16 protein-coding genes and 2 riboswitches are annotated in these 15,044 nt (G+C 52.4%); all 16 genes read left to right on the top strand.

The annotated features are described in order from the left end of the window. Nucleotides 1-116: 116 nt before the first annotated feature. The 16 genes from T458_RS30860 (at nt 117) to T458_RS30780 (ending at nt 14,984) form a co-directional block, all read left to right on the top strand. Nucleotides 117-1,391: a M20 family metallo-hydrolase gene (locus T458_RS30860; protein WP_031305323.1), complete on the top strand. Its 1,275-nt coding sequence runs from the start codon at nt 117-119 to the stop codon at nt 1,389-1,391. Nucleotides 1,392-1,421: 30 nt separating this feature from the next. Beyond that, nucleotides 1,422-1,571: riboswitch (FMN riboswitch) on the top strand. Nucleotides 1,572-1,705: 134 nt separating this feature from the next. Beyond that, a riboswitch (FMN riboswitch) is annotated at nt 1,706-1,852 on the top strand. 128 nt (nt 1,853-1,980) lie between these two features. Further along, on the top strand, nt 1,981-3,078 hold the full coding sequence (ribD, locus tag T458_RS30850; protein ID WP_023554338.1) for a bifunctional diaminohydroxyphosphoribosylaminopyrimidine deaminase/5-amino-6-(5-phosphoribosylamino)uracil reductase RibD: 1,098 nt from the start codon (nt 1,981-1,983) through the stop codon (nt 3,076-3,078). 29 nt (nt 3,079-3,107) lie between these two features. After that, the gene (locus tag T458_RS30845; protein ID WP_023554337.1) at nt 3,108-3,773 is read left to right on the top strand and encodes a riboflavin synthase; all 666 of its coding nucleotides are present in this window, start codon (nt 3,108-3,110) and stop codon (nt 3,771-3,773) included. An 18-nt stretch (nt 3,774-3,791) separates the two neighbouring features. Further along, entirely contained in the window at nt 3,792-4,985 is a 1,194-nt protein-coding gene (locus T458_RS30840; protein ID WP_023554336.1) for a bifunctional 3,4-dihydroxy-2-butanone-4-phosphate synthase/GTP cyclohydrolase II, read from the top strand. A 21-nt stretch (nt 4,986-5,006) separates the two neighbouring features. Continuing rightward, entirely contained in the window at nt 5,007-5,471 is a 465-nt protein-coding gene (gene ribH / locus T458_RS30835) for a 6,7-dimethyl-8-ribityllumazine synthase (protein ID WP_023554335.1), read from the top strand. 232 nt (nt 5,472-5,703) lie between these two features. Then, nucleotides 5,704-6,576 carry a YitT family protein gene (locus T458_RS30830; RefSeq protein WP_031305321.1) on the top strand — a complete coding sequence of 291 codons (873 nt, stop codon included), beginning with the start codon at nt 5,704-5,706 and terminating at the stop codon, nt 6,574-6,576. Nucleotides 6,577-6,756: 180 nt separating this feature from the next. Next, nucleotides 6,757-7,614 carry a carbon-nitrogen hydrolase family protein gene (locus T458_RS30825; RefSeq protein WP_023554333.1) on the top strand — a complete coding sequence of 286 codons (858 nt, stop codon included), beginning with the start codon at nt 6,757-6,759 and terminating at the stop codon, nt 7,612-7,614. A 25-nt stretch (nt 7,615-7,639) separates the two neighbouring features. After that, nucleotides 7,640-8,320 carry a GNAT family N-acetyltransferase gene (locus tag T458_RS30820; protein ID WP_023554332.1) on the top strand — a complete coding sequence of 227 codons (681 nt, stop codon included), beginning with the start codon at nt 7,640-7,642 and terminating at the stop codon, nt 8,318-8,320. Nucleotides 8,321-8,335: 15 nt separating this feature from the next. Continuing rightward, nucleotides 8,336-9,007 (top strand): hypothetical protein, encoded by a 672-nt coding sequence (locus tag T458_RS30815; protein ID WP_023554331.1) that lies wholly within the window; start codon nt 8,336-8,338, stop codon nt 9,005-9,007. A 106-nt stretch (nt 9,008-9,113) separates the two neighbouring features. Further along, on the top strand, nt 9,114-9,362 hold the full coding sequence (locus T458_RS30810) for a hypothetical protein (protein WP_023554330.1): 249 nt from the start codon (nt 9,114-9,116) through the stop codon (nt 9,360-9,362). A 222-nt stretch (nt 9,363-9,584) separates the two neighbouring features. Then, nucleotides 9,585-10,457: an energy-coupling factor transporter ATPase gene (locus T458_RS30805; protein WP_023554329.1), complete on the top strand. Its 873-nt coding sequence runs from the start codon at nt 9,585-9,587 to the stop codon at nt 10,455-10,457. Beyond that, the gene (locus T458_RS30800) at nt 10,454-11,314 is read left to right on the top strand and encodes an energy-coupling factor transporter ATPase (RefSeq protein WP_023554328.1); all 861 of its coding nucleotides are present in this window, start codon (nt 10,454-10,456) and stop codon (nt 11,312-11,314) included. The genes T458_RS30805 and T458_RS30800 overlap by 4 nt, the downstream gene beginning before the upstream one ends. A gap of 12 nt (nt 11,315-11,326) precedes the next feature. Then, a complete protein-coding gene (locus tag T458_RS30795) occupies nt 11,327-12,163 on the top strand; it encodes an energy-coupling factor transporter transmembrane component T family protein (RefSeq protein ID WP_023554327.1) in 837 nt (278 codons plus the stop codon). Nucleotides 12,164-12,230: 67 nt separating this feature from the next. Continuing rightward, a complete protein-coding gene (locus tag T458_RS30790) occupies nt 12,231-12,782 on the top strand; it encodes an ECF transporter S component (protein ID WP_023554326.1) in 552 nt (183 codons plus the stop codon). 10 nt (nt 12,783-12,792) lie between these two features. After that, nucleotides 12,793-13,752, top strand: a complete 960-nt coding sequence (locus T458_RS30785) for a P1 family peptidase (RefSeq protein ID WP_023554325.1) — start codon at nt 12,793-12,795, stop codon at nt 13,750-13,752. A gap of 14 nt (nt 13,753-13,766) precedes the next feature. Next, complete coding sequence (locus T458_RS30780) at nt 13,767-14,984, top strand: M20 family metallopeptidase (RefSeq protein WP_023554324.1); 1,218 nt, start codon at nt 13,767-13,769, stop codon at nt 14,982-14,984. The last annotated feature ends 60 nt before the right edge of the window (nt 14,985-15,044 follow it).

Raw genomic sequence — 15,044 nt, 5'->3', positions numbered from 1 at the left:
GGGACTGGATCAGCATCTTTTCCACCCTTGCTGGAGTAAAGCCGGAAAAGGCGACTAGGAACCGGACGAGCGGAATACGATGTCATTAAGGTAGAGACGAGGAGGGAGCAAAGATGATGGAGCGAAGCGAAAGGACTTTGACGATCCGGCAGGCACGCTTGCAGGAACGACTGGAGCAACTGGCGGAAATCGGGAAAATAGGGGAGACGGGCGTTTGTCGACTGGCCCTGTCGCCGGAGGATTTGGCTGGTGTCCAGTTGGTGCGCGGGTGGATGGAGGAGGCAGGTTTGCAAACGCGCATCGACCACTTCGGCAATCTGATCGGCCGTTTGGAAGGGCGCAATCCCGATGCGCCAGTACTGATGATTGGCTCGCACATCGACTCACAGCCGTACGGCGGTCGCTATGATGGAACCATTGGCGTTCTTGGCGGGTTGGAGGTCGTCCAGACGATGATGGAGCAAGGCATCGTGCCGGAACAACCAATCGAAGTGGTAGCCTTTTGTGATGAGGAAGGATGCAGGTTTCAGAAAGGGCTGTTTGGCTCTCGGGGAATTCTAGGCAGATTGGAGCCAGGGGAGCTGGAGCGGACTGACAAGCAAGGAATTACGCGCAGAAAGGCGCTGTTGGATTTCGGCTGCGATCCGGATCGGTTCGAGGAATCGCTCTACACTCCTGGCAGTATCGCCGCTTTTTTGGAGCTTCATATCGAGCAGGGACCGATTCTCGATAAAAGCGATGAGCCAGTCGGCATTGTCACCGGAATATCCGGGCCGCTTTGGTGGACGGTGGAGATGACAGGATTTGCTGGACACGCGGGTTCTGTCCCGATGAGCATGCGTCAGGATGCTTTGTTGGGTGCGGCGAAAGTCATTGTCGCCCTGAATGAGCTGGCGAGATTGGACCCATCCGCCCCGACAGTAGGAACAGTCGGTCATCTGGAGGTGTTCCCGGATTCCCGCAATATCATTCCGGAAAAGGTTCGTTTTACTGTCGATCTGCGGGATATCGACCTGGAGAGACGGAATTTGCGTGAGCGGGAGCTGCGGGAGGAGATCGAACAGATCGCGATGCAGCATGGCCTGCAATATACGATCAGCGAAGATACCAACAGCGAGCCGCGCTATTGTGCGGAGTGGATCAAAGACGTGATCCGAGAAGAGAGTGCCAAAATGAATCTAGCACCACCCGAATTGATGAGTGGACCGTTCCACGACGCACTGGCCCTGTCTGATGTATGTGACTACGCGATGATTTTTGTGCGCTGTCGGGACGGCATCAGCCATAATCCCCAGGAATACGCCAGTTATTCGGATATTGCCCTGGGGACGGAGCTGCTCTATCAGACCGTTCGTAACATTTCTCAGAAAGGAAAACTTCTGATTCATTGAAAAACTGTGGTATAATGTTCACAACTGAATACCAACCTTCAGGGTAGGGTGAAATTCCCGACCGGCGGTAATGACGAACGCACGTCTGAGCCCGCGACTCGCTGTCCGTAGATGTTGGATGGCGACTGACTTGGTGGAATTCCAAGGCCGACGGTAAAGTCCGGATGGGAGAAGGTATTTGGCTGGCTTCGTGGACCGTTTTGCAAAAAACGGTGGTACAGAGGCTTGTTTCCCAATGCCCTGAGTCGAACTCACGGGCATTTATTTTTTTCAGGAAGGAGGAAGTGGCAAGGAACAGGCAGGAACTGCATACGAAACATCTTCAGGGCAAGGTGAAATTCCTGACCGGCGGTGATGGCGCATTTGCGTCCAAGCCCGCGACTCGCAAATCATGTAGCATTTGCGACTGATCTGGTGCAATTCCAGAGCCGACGGTAAAGTCCGGATGGGAGAAGATGAGACTCGCTTTCTTTCCTCTCGTTTTGCAAAAAACGAGGAAAGCAAGGCTTCTTTCCCTATGCCCTGACACCTCGCGAGGTGTTCAGGGTTTTCTTTTGCGAAAAAACAAGTGGGAGAAGGGAGGAGCAAGATGCAACAGGACGCCAGATATATGAATATGGCGATCGAGTTGGCGAGAGCGGGATCTGGACAGACGAGTCCCAATCCGCTCGTAGGGGCCGTCATCGTCAAGAATGGCACCGTAGCAGGGATGGGAGCGCATTTGAGGGCAGGGGAGCCGCATGCAGAAGTCCATGCCCTGCGAATGGCAGGCAATCTGGCAAAGGATGCGACTCTCTATGTCACGTTGGAGCCATGCTGCCATGTTGGAAAAACGCCCCCTTGCTCAGAGGCGGTCATACAGGCTGGCATCAGCCGGGTCGTGGTGGCAGCGTTAGACCCAAATCCGCAGGTAGCGGGAGGCGGTGTAGAAAAGCTTCGTTCGGCAGGTCTGGAGGTTATTATCGGTGTCGAGGAAGAGAAAGCGAAACAGCTGAATGAAGTCTTTTTTCATTACATCCAGACCAAACGCCCCTTTGTTACATTGAAGACAGCCAGCACGCTGGATGGGAAAATCGCCACGCACACGGGTCACAGCAAGTGGATCACGGGCGAAGCTGCCCGAAGAGAGGTTCACGAGCTGCGTCGTATACATGATGCAATCCTGATCGGTAGTGGTACCGTTCTGGCGGACGACCCGGCTTTGACAGCTCGCGTAGACGGAAAGGCCTGGGGAAAGCAGCCTGTTCGGGTGATATTGGATCGGCGTCTGCGCACGCCGCTGACAGCCCAGGTTGTGAACGATCGTTGCGCGGAAACATGGATTGTGACTTCCACGGCATCCAGCGAACAACAGCGCCAGGCCTTGGTTCAGAAAGGGGTTTCGGTCATCGCCGTAGATGGTGAGTTGACTGTAGAGAAAGTATTGGAGGTATTGGGAGATCGGGGAATCACCTCCCTTCTCGTGGAGGGAGGAGCAGAAATAAACGGGGCATTCTTGCAAGCCAAGGCCATCCAAAAAATGATCAGTTATGTTTCCTTGAAGCTGATCGGCGGAAGGAACGCGCCAACCATTTTTGGGGGCGAAGGCATTGCAAGCATGGAGGAGGCGCTCCATTTGATCCAAACCCAGATTGAGCACATCGGTACCGAAGACATTCGCATCACCGGGTATCCGCAATGGAAGTGATGCAACCGTAACAAGAGAGGAGTGAGGGCATGTTTACTGGCTTGGTAGAGGAAGTTGGCGTTTTGGAATCCATCTCAGGAGATCATCAGGCCAGCCAGCTGGTGATACGAGCCCAGACGGTTCTGGAAGGTGTCAAAATCGGCGACAGTATAGCGGTCAATGGCGTCTGCCTCACTGTCACAACGCATACCGCTCACCATTTTCAGGTGGATGTTATGCCACAGACGCTCCAGCATACGAATCTTCGTCATCTGGTGCCGGGACAACGCGTCAATCTGGAGCGGGCGCTGCGCTTGGGAGATCGTCTGGGTGGACATCTCGTATCGGGACATGTGGACGGCACCGGAACCGTTTTATCGCGTCAAGAGCATGCCAATGCGGTCTTGTTTCGCATTCAGACAGGACCTGAATTGTTGAAATACATCATGCCGCGCGGCTCCATTTGCCTGGATGGCATCAGCTTGACCGTCGTTGATGTGGAGGATTCGTCTTTTCGTGTATCGATTATTCCGCACACATTGGCCATGACGAGCCTGCAGGATCGACAGCCGGGACAGCAGGTCAATCTCGAAGCAGATATGATCGGAAAATACGTGGAAAGACTGTTGTACCACGGATCGCCGAAGGAGCAAGCGGACAAGCCAAACGGTTCAAGCCTTAGCCTGGCATTCTTGCAGGAAAACGGCTTTGCCTAAAGGAGGGAGAGGCACAACATGTTTCATCAAATAGAAGCAGCACTGGAAGATTTGCGTCAAGGAAAAGCTGTGATCGTCGTCGATGATGAAGATCGGGAAAACGAAGGAGATTTTGTTTGCCTGGCAGACGCAGCGACACCGGAAATGATCAATTTCATGGTTACCCATGGAAGGGGCTTGGTGTGCGTGCCCGTAACAGAAGAGCATGCCGCCAGACTCCAGCTAAAGCCGATGGTTGAGACCAATACAGATAAACAGGGCACCGCGTTCACCGTCTCGGTGGATGAGCGAAGCACGCACACGGGAATATCTGCGCAGGAACGTTCCCACACGGTTCTTTCCATGCTGGACCCGAACAAGCAGGCGAGCGATTTTCGCAAGCCCGGTCATATCTTCCCCTTGGTCGCCAAACCAGGCGGTGTCTTGCGAAGAGCAGGGCATACGGAAGCGGCTGTCGATCTTGCGCAAATAGCCGGTCGCTTTCCTGCAGGCGTCATTTGCGAAATCATGAATGAGGATGGTACGATGGCGCGCCTGCCTGAGCTGCAAGAGATTGCGGGCCGCTTTGATCTGAAGCTGATCAGCATCGCGGATTTGATCCGCTACCGCATGAAGACTGAGTCACTGGTCAAAAGAGAAGTCGTCGCGCAGCTGCCGAGCGAATTCGGTGATTTTCGGATCGCTGCCTATACCAATCTCTTGGATGGCAAGGAGCATGTAGCGCTGATCAAAGGGGAAATTTCTTCAGATGAGCCGATTCTGGTCCGCGTTCACTCTGAATGCTTGACCGGTGATGTATTTGGTTCCCTGCGCTGCGATTGCGGCCCGCAATTGCATGCCGCACTGGAACAGATCGAACAAGCAGGGAGCGGCGTGTTGCTGTACCTGCGGCAAGAAGGACGTGGAATCGGACTGATCAACAAGCTGCGTGCCTACAATTTGCAGGAGCAAGGCTTTGACACTGTAGAAGCCAACGAAAAGCTCGGTTTTGCCGCGGATTTGCGCGAGTATGGTATCGGTGCGCAAATGTTGCGGGATCTAGGGGTTCGAGGAATGAGACTCATGACCAATAATCCACGCAAAATTCGCGGACTGGAAGGGTATGGTCTGAAGGTGATCGAACGCGTCCCCATTGAAATGGCGGAGCAGCCGCACAACAAACGATACTTGACGACAAAGCAAGAAAAACTGGGTCATTTCCTACACATGTAAAATACGAGGAGAGTGGAAGCATTGAAAACAATGGAAGGACATTTAGTAGGTACGGGCTTGCGAATTGGTATTGTGGCAGGAAGATTTAATGAGTTGATTGTAAACAAGCTGGTGGGAGGAGCTTTGGATGCGCTCAAGCGGCACGGCGTAGAAGAAGAACAGATTGATGTGGCGTGGGTGCCAGGAGCATTCGAAATTGCTCTGATCGCTCAGAAAATGGCAGAATCCGGCCGCTACGATGCGGTTGTGACTTTAGGGGCTGTCATTCGCGGCTCAACTCCGCATTTCGATTATGTATGCTCAGAGTGCGCCAAAGGAGTTGCCGCCGCTTCATTGCGCACGGGACTTCCCGTCATTTTCGGCGTATTGACCACCAATACGATCGAACAAGCTATCGAACGTGCAGGCACCAAAGCAGGCAATAAAGGCTGGGATGCAGCGGTCTCTGCAATCGAGATGGCGAATTTGTCGAAGCAGTTTGCCTGATCATAAACGTATGGAAGCGTCCATTAGGGGGCGCTTCCTTTTTTTGTGAAAAGAGACTGGCGATGGAGCAAAATAGGAGTAGGCTGTAAAGCGAGACGATATGTTACATACTATCCAAAAAAAACTAGGAAGTTTTTTCAGGAGTTATGATAAATCAGAAACTATGATGTGTTAGAATAAAATGGTTAAAAAATGGATTACCGAAAACGAAAGAATGAAACGGGGACATCAGATGAATACAATCATGAAGCGCAAGCCCCAAAAACTACAAAAGGCTCTACGAGTGTTGATGGTTATCATTGGGGCATTTATTGCAGCATATGGACTCGAAGCAGTATTAATCCCAAACAGGGTATCGGATGGCGGTGTGACAGGGTTAAGCATCGTTGGCTCCAAATTATTTGGGTTGCCGCTAGGACTTCTCATTGCCGTCTTGAACATTCCTTTTCTCTGGCTCGGATATAAGCAAATCGGAAAAAGTTTTGCGATTTATTCGGTTATCGGGATCGCCTCTCTCGCAGTCGGAACGGTCGTTCTACACCATGTCCCAACGATCATTCATGGTGATACACTGTTGATTACGGTTGTAGGTGGTATTATCCTTGGTTTTGGTATGGGATTAGCCTTGCGCAATGGAGGCGCATTAGATGGAATCGACATGTTAGCCGTACTGCTTTCCCGAAAACTGCCTTTTGGGACAAGTGATCTTATTTTATTCTTGAACATGTTTGTCTTTATTATTGTCTCGACGGTGTTCGGCTTACAAGGAGCGATTCTTTCAGCGCTTGCTTATTACATTGCTGCCAAAGTCATTCACGTCGTTGAAGAAGGTTTGAGTGGTTCAAAAACCTTTAAAATTATCACGACTCAACCCGAAACAATGATTGAGACAATCCGTGATCGATTAGGTCGAAGTGCCACATATAATGAAGTTTATGGTGGATATTCGAATGAGCAATTCAAGGAAATCACCTGTGTGATTAATCGTATGGAAGAGAACAAAATAAAAGATATCATTCGCGAAACTGACAAGAATGCCTTTGTTACGGTTTATGACGTAGCTGAAGTGAAGGGTGGCAATTTCAAAAAACGAGATATTCATTAAATAGAACGTTTCAAGCACCATTGCGGCGAGTCTAGACTTTCTTTTAGGTCTTAGGTCGCCGCTGCTTTATTTCTTGGGAGCAAGATTTGCGCAGAACTGTTCCTGGACGAGACAGAATACCATGTTTTTGTTATATTGGAGATTATCTATACCTACAGCAAGTGCAAGGAGGAATGAAGGGTGAAAATGCGCGTATCTGCCGTGCAGTATCATTTGCATACGATACATTCGTTTGAAGAATTTGCGCAGCAAGTCGAGCACTACGTTAAAAATGCAGAAGAGTACGACACGGAGTTTTTGCTTTTTCCGGAGTTGTTTACCACTCAGCTAATGTCGATCGGGGATGGGCAGGGTAATGCTTTGCCGATCACAGCGTTGCCTTCGTTTACCGAGAGATACATCGAGCTGTTCCGCTCGCTGGCGGGCAAATACCAAATGCATTTGATCGGCGGCACGCACATTATCGAGGAAAACGGCAAGCTGTACAACACCGCTTTTCTCTTCTATCCAGACGGACGTGTCGGTCAGCAGAAAAAGATCCATATTACGCCTTGGGAAGTGAAGGGGTGGAATATGGGCGCAGGCGACTCACTGCAAATTTTTGAGACCGACAAGGGAAAAGTCGCTATGATTATATGCTACGATATCGAATTCCCGGAATGGGTGCGAATCGCCAAAGCGCGCGGCGCAGACGTGATTTTCTGTCCTTCCTGCACGGATGATCGCCATGCCTTCCACCGGGTTCGCTATACTTCCCATGCACGCACGATTGAAAACCAGGTCTACGTGGTTCTCACAGGAACCGTAGGCTCTTTGCCAACGGTAGATTTTATGCGTGCCAATTTTGGACAGGCTGCCATTTTGACCCCTAATGATATTCCATTCCCGCCAAGGGGTGTGCTGGCAGAAGGAGAAATCAATGGCGACATGCTAGTCACCGCCGACCTGGACCTGCAGCTTCTCTACGATGTGCGTGAGAAAGGCTCCGTAACAACCTGGCGTGATCGGCGCACGGATCTGTATCCGGATTGGAAATAACCTTCAAGCGCAAAGGAGGATGGAGATGTACCGCAAAGAACTGTATGTATTTGACGGCGACAAACCGCGTTCTGCAGTGATTCGCAATTACACGCAAGCCGATTTTGCGGAGCTGATTCAGATTCAGGCAGAGAGCTTCCCGCCTCCATTCCCCTCCGAGTTGTGGTGGAACGAAGAGCAGTTGACCAATCACATCACATTGTTTCCAGAAGGAGCGATTTGCGTCGAAGTGGAAGGAGAGCTGGCTGGCTCCATGACGGGCCTTTTGGTAGCCTTCGACCCGCAGCATCCTGACCACAAGTGGGAAGAAATTACCGACAACGGCTATATCCGCAATCATGATCCGGCTGGAGACACCTTGTATATCGTTGATATTTGCATCCGTCCCGGTTATCGCAAGCTGAGGCTTGGCCATTGCATGATGCAGGCGATGTACGAGCTTGTAGTCCAAAAAGGCTTGAAGCGGCTGCTTGGCGGTGGTCGCATGCCTGGTTACAGCCGCTATGCGCAGCAGTGGACGCCTGAAGAGTACCTGGCACGCGTAATCGAGGGGGAAGTAAAAGACCCGGTCCTGACGTTTCTGATGCGTTGCGGTCGTACACCTGTCAAAGTCGTAGCGGATTATCTGGAGGACGAGGAATCCCTGAACTACGCAACTCTCATGGAGTGGAAGAATCCGTTTCACTCAAACGAAACACAAGCATAAGGAGGCATGAAAACCATGCAATACATTCGCATTCAACATATCGATGATCCCTTGTTCGCCAAAATGCACCGACTGATGCAGGAGGTCTTTCCACCGGAAGAGGTACTGGAATACAGCCTTTGGAAGGAACCGCTGGAAGACCCAGGGATCCGTGTATTCGTAGCCGTTCACGACGAAGAGGTAGTTGGGGCGACGGAGTATCGCTACTACACGGATCTGAATGTCGCGATGACGGATTTCACCATCATTGGACGGGAAGGATTGGGCGTTGGTCGCTTCCTTGCCAAACAGCGGGAGAAGGATCTGCACGCGCTCGCTGCCGAAAACGGCAAGGAGCTTTATGGAATGTTTGCTGAAATCTACGATCCGTATCGCGTGGAAGAGCATGCTTTTGGTGGAATTAAGCCCATGGACCCATTCGTTCGCCGCGAGGTTCTGTCTCATCTGGGCTACAAGCGCACGAACTTTTCCTATGTTCACCCATCCTGGCAAAATGACGGGGAGGCCGTCTCCGGGCTGGATCTCGGCTTCATGCCGACTGATGAGAACCAGACAGAGCTGTCAGCCGATCTGATCGTGACCTTCCTCAAACGCTACTATGCGGTGCTGCCCGAGAAGCCTGAAGCGTGGCTGAAGATGGTAGATGGACTGTCTGCAAAAGAGACAGTAGAGCTATTGCCTCTGTAACGCTGAGCGCCAAGACAACCATCATGATTCGAAGGAGGACTCCCGCCAAGCGAAATCGGAGCAGCGGGAGTCTTCTTCACGGATGGCGAAGGGAAGGGGTTCTTACATGAAAGCGCAAAATCTTGCCTCGATACTGATTTACATGGCGGTTCTCTTTCATCTGATTGTCATGAGCGGATGGTTCCATCCCGAGATGCTTCAACCACTCCAGCTCGCATCTCTCGGCCTGATGCTGGTAGCATTGTTTGTTCTGCGAAAAAAGAAGCGGAAAACAAAGCGGCGTCCGCGCAAGCCTCCTGCTGAAGTAGGGCAATTGCTTGAGCGATCAGAGGAAAGCAAAGAAGGAAGCATGTAGGAGGGAGAATAAATTTTTTCCGAAGACAGAAGGACTTTTCGGGAGCGGCAAGAAGTGAAAGGAATAGCAGGATTGAAAGCTGTCCACTTGCCCCATTTCCCGAAAAGGTTCGGACGAACTAGGAGAGGGAGTGATATCCAGACAGTCTCCATGAATATAATTTACTGAAAATTGAAAACATATACTATGCGCAACGTGAAATCTGTGAAGGAGGGGGAGCCAATGACTGCCGATCACCCCATCATTCGAGTTGAGAACGTCTCTTTTTCCTACAAGGTAAACCAGGATCAACAGATTCCCGTCTTGCAAAATGTATCGCTAGATGTCTATCCCGGCGAGTACCTGGCGATCATCGGTCATAATGGTTCGGGCAAATCGACGCTGTCCAAACATTTGAACGGCATCCTGACTCCAAAAACGGGTGATGTCTACGTAAACCAAATCAACACGCGTGACCGTGAGCGCATCTATGAGGTCAGAAGCCAGGTAGGAATGGTCTTTCAACACCCGGACAATCAGATCGTTGCAACGATAGTTGAGGATGATGTGGCTTTCGGGCTGGAGAATATCGGGATCGCCGCTCACGAGATGAGAGAGCGGATCGATGCCTCTTTGGAGGCGGTAGGCATGAGTGCGTTTCGCCATCGGCCTCCCCATCACTTGTCCGGGGGGCAAAAGCAGCGAATCGCCATCGCGGGAATCCTGGCGATGAGGCCGCAATGCATTGTTTTGGACGAGGCGACCAGCATGCTGGACAGCTACGGAAGGCAGGATATTCTCGCGGTCATTCGCAAACTCCATCGAGAGGGCATGACGATCGTGACAGTGACGCATCACATGTCTGAAGTAGCGGAAGCGGATCGGGTCGTCGTTATGGAAGCAGGCCAAATCGTGTTGCAGGGAACGCCCAGAGAAGTATTTGCCCATCAGCAGAGATTGCGAGAGCTGCACTTGGATGTTCCGGACGCAAGCCGCATAGCTGCCTTGGTTCATCAAGAGTGGGAACCTTTTTCTCCCAACCTGATCGTCAACGAGGAAGTGGTCGAGGAAGTAAATCGTCATGTGATCAAACAAGCGGAGGCGAGCGGTACATGACCAGTCCCATCGTAGATGTAACGGATTTGTCGCATGTCTATATGCAGGGAACCCCTCTCGCACACCAGGCACTGGATCGGGTGAGCATCCAGGTTGAACGGGGAGAGTGCATCGCCATCATTGGACACACCGGTTCTGGCAAATCGACCCTGATCCAGCATTTGAACGGGCTAATGAGACCGCAGTCAGGAAAAGTGATCGTCAACGGTCTGGACGTCTCCGATCCGAAGGTGGATGTTCGACTGCTGCGGCGCCAGGTAGGGCTTGTGTTTCAAAATCCGGAGGACCAGTTGTTTGAAAAGCTGGTTGGAGATGATATTGCCTATGGTCCTTTTAAGATGGGACTTCCGATTGCGGAAGTGAAGGAACGAGTAGAGTGGGCGATGGAGCTGGTCGGACTGTCGTTTGACGAGATGAAAGATCGGCCGACATTTGCCTTGAGCGGTGGCCAGAAGCGCAAGGTAGCCTTGGCGGGCGTGCTCGCGCTGCGTCCGCATGTGCTCGTGCTCGACGAACCTACGGCTGGTCTTGACCCTCGCTCCCGCAATGAACTGCTGCAGCGCATCCGTCGGCTGAATCAGGAGGAGGGACTGACGGTCATTTTCGTCTCGCACAACATGGAGGAGGTCGCCCGGCTGGCCCAGCGAGTTTATGTCATGGCAAACGGACAAATTGCTTGCGAAGGTACGCCGCGGCACATATTTGGCAACTCGTCACTGCTGCAGGAACATCATATCGGGACACCGGAAGCTGTGGACATCCTGTACCAATTGCTTGAACAAGGATACGCCGTAGATACCGGGTCTTTTTTGCCTGAAGAGGCTGCCGCCGAGATCTTGAACCTGATCAAACGCTAGGGAGGGAGCATGATGTCAGCAGAATTCGAGTTGTCGCGCAATATTACGATTGGTCAATATCTGCCCACGGACTCCGTGGTGCATCGGCTCGATCCGCGCTTCAAGCTTGCCGCTTTTGTGATCATGATCCTGGCGATCGCCATTTGCGGTACGTATGTCGGGAATTTGTTTGCTCTGGCGATCTGCATCGCGATGTTTTGGGTCTCCAAGATCCCGCTTCATTACGGTCTATCGGGAGTGAAACCGGCGATTCCGTTCATTATCATCCTGGCGACGCTGCAATTGCTGTTTTATGGAGAGATTGCGCGTGGAGGGACCGTTTATTTCCAATATGGCTTTGTTACGATATCAAGCGAAAGCGTCCGGCTGGTCCTGGTCTCCGCGATGCGTTTTGTGGAGGTCATTTTCCTCTCCAGCGTTCTGACGCTCAGCACTTCGACGACGGAATTGACCCATGGCATGGAAAGACTGCTGGGACCGCTGCAAAAGGTGAAATTCCCTGTTCACGCCTTCGCGCTCATCATCACAATAGCGATTCGCTTCGTGCCAACCTTCGCCATGGAGATGGAAAAAATGATGAAAGCCCAGGCTTCCCGCGGTGCAGATTTTGGGACGGGGGAATGGTGGCGGATTATTCGGCGGACCAAAGACATGCTTCCGATCATCATTCCGTTGTTTAATGTCGCGTTGGCACGCGCAGAGGATCTGATCTTGGCGATGGAAGCCCGATGCTATATGCCGGGAGCTTCGCGGACGCAGTATACCCATTACAAAGCCAATGGAAAGGACTATGCCGCACTCATCATCAGCATCTTCATTTCCGTCATCATGCTCTACATTCCTTGGTAATTCCGTACTGGGAATCCGCCCTTTGACGGGCATTCCAAATAGAAAGATCGTAGAGGAGGAGTATGGCATGGAAAAAGGCTTGACGGTACGTAGAATCGTTATAGCAGGTGTCTTGGGAGCAATCGCGATCCTGCTGGGTGTCACGCGTCTCGGCTACATTCCGGTTCCGACTGCTGCGGGAAATGCGACGATCATGCACATTCCTGTGGTTATTGGCGGCATTATGGAAGGCTGGGGCGTAGGCATGATCATTGGTCTTATTTTTGGTGTATCTTCCTTCTTGAATGCTACAGTTCCCTTGTTCAAAGATCCGTTGGTAGCCATCCTTCCGCGTCTGTTTATCGGCGTGACCGCGTACTTCACGTATGTCGGCCTCAAAAACATCAACGAATACTTCGCGATCGGAGCCGCAGGCTTTATCGGAGCGATGACCAATACCATCCTAGTTCTGGGGATGGCTGTCATTCGCGGTTACATGACGTTTGGGGTAGCGGCTACGGTAGCACTGACGAGCGGGTTGCCTGAGGCCATCGTCTCGGTGATCGTGACGCTGGCGGTTGTGGCTGCATGGAAAAATCTGGTGAAAGCAGGAAAACAAAAATCAAAGATTTCGGGGTGAGTGTTACGAAATGACTGGAACGATCGTAGATGTGCCTGGCGTCCTGGTAGGGCATGCACAAGATCAGGAAGCGCTGACGGGATGCAGTGTCCTTTTGCTGGAGCAGCCTTCCGTATGCGGCGTGGATGTCAGGGGTTCCGCCCCTGGTACACGCGAGACGGACCTGTTGAATCCCGTCAATCTCGTCAGTGTCGTGCATGGAATCTGCTTGTCAGGCGGCAGCGCCTACGGTCTGGATGCGGCCACAGGGGTCATGCAATGGCTGGAAGAACAAGGACGGGGACTCGATGTCGCCTTCGGCATCGTTCCCATCGTCCCAGCGGCAGTGCTGTTTGATCTGTCTATTGGCAATCCGCGGGTTCGACCTGATCGAAGCATGGGATATGAGGCATGCAATCGTGCGAGTCGGGATGCTGTGCAGCAGGGCAATGTTGGGGCAGGGACAGGTGCGACCGTAGGCAAACTGAACGGCTTTGCACAGTCCATGAAAGGCGGCCTTGGCTCTTCCTCGCGCTGCTTGGCAAATGGTCTCGTCGTCGGTGCGATGGTGGCGGTGAATGCAGTCGGCCACGTTTTTGATCCGAAAACATCCGAGATACTGGCAGGACCGCGAGATGAGCACGGTGACATTATGGACAGTGTAGAGCTGATGACGACACACTCCTTTTCACCGATACCGCCCGGGACCAATACAACGATTGCCATTGTCGCAAGCAACGCAAACCTCACCAAGGCAGAGGCAAACAAAGTGGCTCAGATGGCGCATGATGGTTTGGCCCGGACGATACGCCCCATCCATACCATGCACGACGGGGACACCATTTTTGCGGTGGCGACAGGAGGGATTCAGACTTCTGTCGATTTGATCGGAGCCTTATCGGCGGAAGTTCTTGCAGAAGCCGTCCTCTCGGCAGTCAAGCACGCAGAGCGAGCGGGGGGCATTCCGGCTTATCGAGATCGAAACAGATGAGAGGAGATGTGCAGATGAACCAGGTCATTTCTTTTGTGGATGAGCAAGAGGTGGTACGTTTGACCCAGGAGTTGGTCCGGATTCCCAGCGTCTACCGTCCGGATCAGCCGGGGGGCAACGAGGAGCGAGTGGCCTTGTTCGTCGCCGATCACCTGCGAAACATGGGCATGGAGGTCTATTATGAGGAGGTCGTTCCCGGCCGTCCCAACGTGATTGCGATCTATGACTCCGGAAGACCTGGTAAGACACTCCTCTTTGAGGCCCACACTGATGTAGTGACAGAAGGAGATCGTGAGGTTTGGAGCTACGATCCATTTGGCGCAACGATTGCCAACGGGCGCATTTACGGCCGCGGCTCCTGCGATACCAAAGGGAATCTGGCGGCTGCGATATGCGCGGTCAAAGCGATCCAACGCTCCAAGCAGCCATTTACGGGCAAAATTTTGCTCTGTATTCCCTGCGACGAAGAGGGGATGATGATCGGGATCAAGGACTTCATCCGCAGAGGCTGGGCAGATCAGGTGGATGCGGCCATTATCTGCGAACCGGAGGAAAATCAGCTCTGCATTACACAGAAGGGTGCGATGCGTGCGATATTGCGAACCTTTGGAAAAATGGCTCATGGTGCCATGCCGCTTACCGGCATCAATCCCAATACGCGCATGGCACGAGCAATCCTCGAGCTGGAAGAGCTGGAGCGCAAGGAGATGGCTCGTCTGGGAGAACATCCGATGCTGGGATGGCCAAGTATCACGCCGACGATTTTGCAGGCTCCGGTCAAGGGCGATCCCCAGATTAATGTCGTGCCTGATCAGTGCATGACCACTCTCGATATCCGTACGGTCCCTGGACAACATCACGATGTGCTGCAAGCTGAAATGCAGGCCATCTTGCAAAGACTCGGGCAAGAGGACGACAAGTTCCGGGCAACGCTGGAAGTCATCGAGGAACGGCCGTGGACGCTGACTGCTATGGAAGAGGAAGTGGTGAAGGCAGTTGCCAGCTCCTACCGTGAATTGACGGGAAAAGAGCCCGTGTACAACGGTGTGCCAGGGGCTACGGACGGAACCTTTTTGCACAAGGCTGGCATCCCCATCCTGACGACGGGAGCAGGAGATCGACACATCCCGCATCACGCGGATGAGTATGTGGATATCGCACAGCTAGTCGAGTCTACCCAGCTGTTTGCCCTCTCAGCCCTTACGTTCCTGACGCAGCCCGTCAAAGTGTGATTTGATACTCGATTACGTAGAGAAAGATCCCTGCAGCAAAATAGCAGGGATCTTTTCGTT

It is taken from the genome of Brevibacillus panacihumi W25 (assembly GCF_000503775.1).
Lineage (GTDB): Bacteria > Bacillota > Bacilli > Brevibacillales > Brevibacillaceae > Brevibacillus > Brevibacillus panacihumi_A.
The sequence above is the reverse complement of the archived record's forward strand: the minus strand, read 5'-3'. Positions and strand labels throughout refer to the sequence as shown.

Excerpts from the sequence above, each read along its gene's own strand:
- T458_RS30860 (WP_031305323.1), top strand. The coding sequence starts at position 117 with ATGGAGCGAAGCGAAAGGACTTTGACGATCCGGCAGGCACGCTTGCAG.
- ribD (WP_023554338.1), top strand. The coding sequence starts at position 1,981 with ATGCAACAGGACGCCAGATATATGAATATGGCGATCGAGTTGGCGAGA.
- T458_RS30845 (WP_023554337.1), top strand. The coding sequence starts at position 3,108 with ATGTTTACTGGCTTGGTAGAGGAAGTTGGCGTTTTGGAATCCATCTCA.
- T458_RS30840 (WP_023554336.1), top strand. The coding sequence starts at position 3,792 with ATGTTTCATCAAATAGAAGCAGCACTGGAAGATTTGCGTCAAGGAAAA.
- T458_RS30830 (WP_031305321.1), top strand. The coding sequence starts at position 5,704 with ATGAATACAATCATGAAGCGCAAGCCCCAAAAACTACAAAAGGCTCTA.
- T458_RS30820 (WP_023554332.1), top strand. The coding sequence starts at position 7,640 with ATGTACCGCAAAGAACTGTATGTATTTGACGGCGACAAACCGCGTTCT.
- T458_RS30815 (WP_023554331.1), top strand. The coding sequence starts at position 8,336 with ATGCAATACATTCGCATTCAACATATCGATGATCCCTTGTTCGCCAAA.
- T458_RS30810 (WP_023554330.1), top strand. The coding sequence starts at position 9,114 with ATGAAAGCGCAAAATCTTGCCTCGATACTGATTTACATGGCGGTTCTC.
- T458_RS30805 (WP_023554329.1), top strand. The coding sequence starts at position 9,585 with ATGACTGCCGATCACCCCATCATTCGAGTTGAGAACGTCTCTTTTTCC.
- T458_RS30800 (WP_023554328.1), top strand. The coding sequence starts at position 10,454 with ATGACCAGTCCCATCGTAGATGTAACGGATTTGTCGCATGTCTATATG.
- T458_RS30795 (WP_023554327.1), top strand. The coding sequence starts at position 11,327 with ATGTCAGCAGAATTCGAGTTGTCGCGCAATATTACGATTGGTCAATAT.
- T458_RS30790 (WP_023554326.1), top strand. The coding sequence starts at position 12,231 with ATGGAAAAAGGCTTGACGGTACGTAGAATCGTTATAGCAGGTGTCTTG.
- T458_RS30785 (WP_023554325.1), top strand. The coding sequence starts at position 12,793 with ATGACTGGAACGATCGTAGATGTGCCTGGCGTCCTGGTAGGGCATGCA.
- T458_RS30780 (WP_023554324.1), top strand. The coding sequence starts at position 13,767 with ATGAACCAGGTCATTTCTTTTGTGGATGAGCAAGAGGTGGTACGTTTG.